This is a genomic window from Kitasatospora sp. NPDC001309, assembly GCF_042896295.1.
Lineage (GTDB): Bacteria > Actinomycetota > Actinomycetes > Streptomycetales > Streptomycetaceae > Kitasatospora.
In genome coordinates this window covers 1-1,055 of record NZ_JBIAXC010000113.1, presented here as the reverse complement: position 1 = coordinate 1,055, position 1,055 = coordinate 1, and the positions used below count along the sequence as shown (strand labels likewise).

Below are 1,055 nucleotides of genomic sequence, written 5' to 3'. Positions count from 1 at the left end.
CTAGTGTCCTGAGTCCTTGATCCGTCGTTGGTCAGTGCATGGGACGTCCTGGGCCGAGGCTGGCCGAGCTGGTGTTGTCGGATCACGAGCGGCAGGTGCTCGGCGCGTGGGTGCGGGGCCAGTCCACCCCGCAGGCCCTGGCGTTGAGAGCCCGGATCGTTCTTGCGTGTGCCGAGGTCGAGCCTGACGGGCTTGCCCGCTCGGCCAGTTCGGTGGCCGCCTCAACCGGGGTGACCACGGAGACGGTCTCCAAGTGGCGGGGCCGTTTCCTCAAGGACCGTCTGGACGGCCTCGGCGACGCACCCCGCCCAGGCCGGGTCCGGACGGTCACCGACGAGCAGGTCGCCGAGCTGGTCCGGGTGACTCTGGAGACGAAACCGAAGAACGCCACGCACTGGTCGACCCGCTCGATGGCCGAGCGGGTGGGCCTGTCCCAGTCCACGGTCTCGCGGGTCTGGCGGGCGTTCGGTCTCCAGCCGCACCGGGCCGAGTCGTTCAAGCTGTCCACCGACCCGTTCTTCGTCGACAAGGTCCACGACGTCGTCGGGCTCTACCTCGACCCGCCTGAGCGGGCGTTGGTGCTCTGCGTGGACGAGAAGTCCCAGATTCAGGCGCTGGACCGCTCGCAGCCGGTGCTGCCGATGATGCCCGGCGTCCCCGAGCGGGCCAGCCACGACTACCTGCGCGCGGGCACCACAACACTGTTCGCCGCCCTGGACGCGACCACCGGCAAGGTGATCGGCTCCCTCCACCGGCGTCACCGCACCGCCGAGTTCAAGAAGTTCCTGGCCAAGCTGGACCGGGAGGTCCCGGCCGGCCTGGACGTACACCTGATCTGCGACAACTACGCGACTCACAAGACCGAGACCGTCAAGAAGTGGCTGCTGGCACACCCACGCTTCCACCTGCACTTCACGCCGACCGGCTCGTCCTGGCTGAACCTGGTCGAGCGGTGGTTCGCCGAACTCACCAACAAGAAGCTCCGCCGCGGCGTCCACCGCTCCGTCCAGGCCCTCGAACGCGACATCCGCGCCTGGGTCGCCGACTGGAACACC

The 1,055-nt window shown here is 68.7% G+C and carries 1 protein-coding gene; it reads left to right on the top strand.

The genetic code is table 11. The features are described 5' to 3' along the window. Positions 1-38: 38 nt before the first annotated feature. Positions 39-1,055, top strand: a 1,017-nt coding sequence (locus tag ACFY2K_RS43495; protein ID WP_387718686.1) for an IS630 family transposase, incomplete at its 3' end; no start/stop codon positions are given.